This is a genomic window from Phormidium sp. CCY1219, from assembly GCF_035615515.1.
Classification (GTDB): domain Bacteria; phylum Cyanobacteriota; class Cyanobacteriia; order Cyanobacteriales; family Laspinemataceae; genus CCY1219.
In genome coordinates this window covers 1-4208 of the sequence record NZ_JAJENT010000891.1, presented here as the reverse complement: position 1 = coordinate 4208, position 4208 = coordinate 1, and the positions used below count along the sequence as shown (strand labels likewise).

The window sequence follows — 4208 nt, the reverse complement described above, 5'->3', positions numbered from 1 at the left end:
AAAGACTTGAGAATTTGGCAAAAAGGTATGGAAATTGCAGAAAAATGCTATTTTCTGACTAATCTTTTCCCTAAACACGAACTCTATGGTAGGGTCTCACAAATGACGAGATGTTCCGTTTCTATCTCAAATAGAGGGAATAGGGAATAGGGAACAGGGAACAGTTTACAATGATACTGACCCCGTTCCCCGTTCCCCGTTCCCTTGTTTTAGAAAAGATTATACATCTATTGCCGGAAGAAAGTAGAATGATTATTAGTCTTATTAAAAAGCAATTAGAAAAATGACATCTGTTCCCCGTTCCCTGTTCCCCGTTCCCTGTTCCCTGTTCCCCGTTCCCTCAAGACCCAATTATCATTTTTACATAACAAGTTCGGTAGACCCAAAATAATTTGCCCCCTTGCTTAGAACCAGTTTACCCGTACTGTCTCCCCTTTACCGCCAGTGTGCCTATCTGTTTTAGCTCTAATTGCGGCCTGTTACCAGCTCACTGAAATGAAATTCCGAGTTCATTCGGTGTGGTCAGGCTGGGAGTCACCGTGTCTCCTACCGGACAAGATTTTCACTTGTATCAAAGAGTCAGTTAGGAGTTAACATGTTCTTATAATTTCGGTTAGTTTCTCCCCGCTGGTTATGGATTAGCCAGCGAACGAATCGCACATAAGTTTCCATTAATTCCACTTACCCGAAGGGAAGCGACAAGTATAGAGTTAAAGGAAACTGTGATGATTTCGATGATTGTTTCCATTAATTCCACTTCCCCGAAGGGAAGCGACAGGATTTCTTATCAGATTTCCAGATAAGGTAGAACGTTTCCATTAATTCCACTTCCCCGAAGGGAAGCGACCTGGGCCGCGTCCCTGGGAAGAAAATCTGGCGGTGAAGGTGTAGGGGGAGGGGGAAAAGGTTTGTTCTGGGAGGAGGAGGGATGGTTCACTTAACGGGAAGTCGCGCCCCGGGGTGGATTACTTAAGTGAAGGACTCCGAGATTCTGGAGGTCAACTGCTATACTCAAAGTAGCGATCGCAAGCAACCTGTAAATCCATGAGCGAACTATTCAAAGGCTTCGAACAACTGCTAGAACTAGCCAAAACCCTAGAAGACAAAATCGAAAGCGGGGAGATTCGCAGCGACGTGCAAATCCGCACCGCGAGCAACATACCCCCCCAAGGAAACATTCCCCGTCGTCCGCGAAGCGCATCCCGTCCGATTGTCACCCCACCTCCTGGGGGCAAGGAGGACCGCCAAGGGTCTGGGGAAACGTCACCTCACCCAAGCGACCTCACTCAAGTCGGGGGCTTAAAAGAGGTCATCCGGGAATTGCGGGAGGTGGTAGAATTGCCCCTGAAGCGACCGGACTTGCTGGCCAAACTCGGCTTAGAACCGCCGCGCGGGGTCTTGCTAGTCGGACCGCCGGGAACCGGAAAAACCCTCACCGCCCGATCCCTAGCCCACGACCTGGGACTCCACTACATCGCCATCGACGGCCCAGAAATCATGGGCAAATTCTACGGCGAAGCGGAAGCGCGATTGCGGCAAATTTTCCAAGACGCCACCGCCTCGGCCCCTTGCTTAATCTTCATCGACGAACTCGATAGCCTCGCCCCCGATCGCGCTAAAGTGGAAGGAGAAGTGGAAAAACGAGTGGTGGGACAACTCCTCGGCTTAATGGATGGCTTCTCCCCCACCCGGGGTATCCTCCTTCTCGCCGCCACCAATCGCCCGAACCATCTCGACCCCGCCCTGCGCCGCCCGGGACGTTTCGATCGCGAAATTCACTTCCCCGTCCCCAACCAGGGGGAACGGCTGGAGATTTTGCAGATTCTCACCCGAGATATGCCCTTAGAACCCTCAGTGGATTTAACCGCGATCGCTGCTGATTGCGTCGGATTTGTGGGCGCAGACTTGAAAGCCCTCTCCCAACAAGCGGCTTATCTCGCTTTGCGCCGCCAGGTTCCGGACCTCACCGCCCCCCTTCCCGACCACCTCACGATTACCGCCGAGGACGTCCAACAAGCCCTCAAAACCATCAATCCCTCGGTCCTGCGATCGCTAGAAATCGAAACCCCCTCGGTATCTTGGTCGGACATTGGCGGACTCGAATCGGTGAAACAAACCCTACAAGAATCCGTAGAAGGACAACTGCTCTACCCAGAATTCTACCAGCGCACCGGCGCAAAAGCCCCGAGAGGAATTCTCCTCGCCGGCCCTCCCGGAACCGGCAAAACCCTCTTAGCCAAAGCTGTCGCCGCCCGCGCCAAAGCCAACTTTATCGGCGTCAGCGGCGCGGAATTGCTCAGTCGCTGGGTAGGCGCATCGGAACAAGCGGTCCGCGACCTCTTCGCTAAAGCCCGACAAGCCGCACCTTGCGTAATATTTATCGACGAAATCGATACCGTAGCCCCGGCCCGGGGACAAAATACCGGGGATTCCGGGGTCAGCGATCGGGTGGTAGGACAACTGCTGAGCGAATTGGACGGATTGCACTCTTCTGCTAATCTTATCTTAATTGGCGCAACTAATCGACCCACGGCCCTGGACCCGGCGTTACTGCGATCGGGTCGTCTGGATTTGCAATTAACCGTGGATTTGCCCGATCGCCCCACCCGCTTGGCGATTCTGCAAGTCCACAACCGCGATCGCCCGGTAGTGGATGTGGATTTAGACCCCTGGGCGACGCGCACGGAAAACTGGAATGGTGCGGACTTGGCTTTATTGTGCGATCGGGCTGCATTAGCCGCCATTCGCCGCGCCCGCCAAGGGGGAATCAGCGACCCGAAGCAGATTTTTATCACCTCGGACGATTTCGACTTCGCCTATCAAACCTTGTGCGAACAGCTCAATTCGGAGGATTGACTTCGCGCCGCCGCCCCGGTGGGTAAGCGAGTGCGAGATGGAGTGCCACTGTCTCCCGAGAAGCTGACCACCGTTTTTTCCCTGGGAGGGAGCGACGGCTGCCCGATTTAAGATAGAATCGGTGTAGCCTGTAGAGGGGAGGCGGGAATCACTCTGCAGTGCAATTGGCGATCGCCTGTTACCCAAACCCCAATCTCGCCCTAACCTGTCGTCACCTTGGATAAACCTGCGATGAAACTTCAATCTAAATTGCTCCAGTCTGATTCTAAACTCCAGTGCGCCTACTGTCAAGGCACCGGAAAAGATAGATTTGGCGTCATGTCCGCCCTGTCCAGTTGTCCCGCTTGTCAGGGCCGGGGATATCACTGGATGACCCCGCCAGTGGTTGCTTGTGCGTACTGCGCTCATACCGGCGTCTCCCCCACGGGTACCCGCAATCCGTGCCTCGCTTGCGGCGGGAAAGGCGTTCACCAGCGATCGCCCGATGCACCCCTGTGCGAGAACTGTGGCGGAACCGGGCGATCGCGATCGGGTCACTTCTACTGTCATCCCTGTCACGGGTCCGGACGGAAATTATCTTATCCTTAAAATCCAACCGCCCACCCCATAACGCTCACCTGCAACTCGCCAATCTACCCTAGCCTGCGTCGGCGGGCTAGACCCGCGTAACCCCATCCCTTCTAGGGTACGGGACGTTTGACCTTCTACACTCTCCCGCTTTATGACCTCATCTCCCGACAGTATTTTAGCCCCCAAACCCAACAACAAAGAAGCTGGGTTAGCTCCTTTATTGCTCACCGTAGTAGAACTCATCCGCCAACTGATGGAAGCGCAAGTCATCCGGCGCATGGACGAAAATTTGCTCACCGACGAAGAACTCGATCGCGCCGCCGAAAGCTTGCGCCAACTAGAAGAACAAATCGTCAACCTCTGCGAAATTTTCGATATCGATCCGGCTGATTTGAATATCGATTTAGGCGATATCGGTACCTTGTTACCCAAAGAGGGAGAATACTATCCCGGAGAACACTCGGACAATCCCTCGATTCTCGAACTCCTCGATCGCCTCTTGCATACCGGCGTGGTGGTGGAAGGAAGTGTAGATTTGGGCTTAGCTCACTTAAATTTAATCCATGCCAAATTGCGGTTAATGTTAACCTCCCAGGCGATCGAGCCAAAGGCAAGGGATTGACAAATGGTTGGGTCAGTGGTCAGTGGTCAGTGGTCAGTGGTCAGTGGTCAGTGGTCAGTGGTCAATCCCCCGCCTCCTCACGGGAACGGTGCGTGACGCCCGCACCGGGTTGGGTGATGTTCCCGATGATGGATGACGGGCGTCACACACCCTACGGGGA

Annotated in this window: 4 protein-coding genes; all 4 read left to right on the top strand. The window is 54.0% G+C overall.

Annotation, left to right across the window (positions count from 1 at the left end; translation table 11 throughout):
* Window positions 1–27: 27 nt before the first annotated feature.
* Window positions 28–150, top strand: a complete 123-nt coding sequence (locus LKK83_RS29215) for a four helix bundle protein (protein WP_442957388.1) — start codon at window positions 28–30, stop codon at window positions 148–150.
* Between the two features lie 894 nt (window positions 151–1044).
* Window positions 1045–2856: an AAA family ATPase gene (locus LKK83_RS29210; RefSeq protein WP_324634982.1), complete on the top strand. Its 1812-nt coding sequence runs from the start codon at window positions 1045–1047 to the stop codon at window positions 2854–2856.
* Window positions 2857–3087: 231 nt separating this feature from the next.
* A complete protein-coding gene (locus LKK83_RS29205) occupies window positions 3088–3444 on the top strand; it encodes a hypothetical protein (protein ID WP_324634981.1) in 357 nt (118 codons plus the stop codon).
* A gap of 133 nt (window positions 3445–3577) precedes the next feature.
* Entirely contained in the window at window positions 3578–4048 is a 471-nt protein-coding gene (locus tag LKK83_RS29200) for a gas vesicle protein K (RefSeq protein WP_324634980.1), read from the top strand.
* The last annotated feature ends 160 nt before the right edge of the window (window positions 4049–4208 follow it).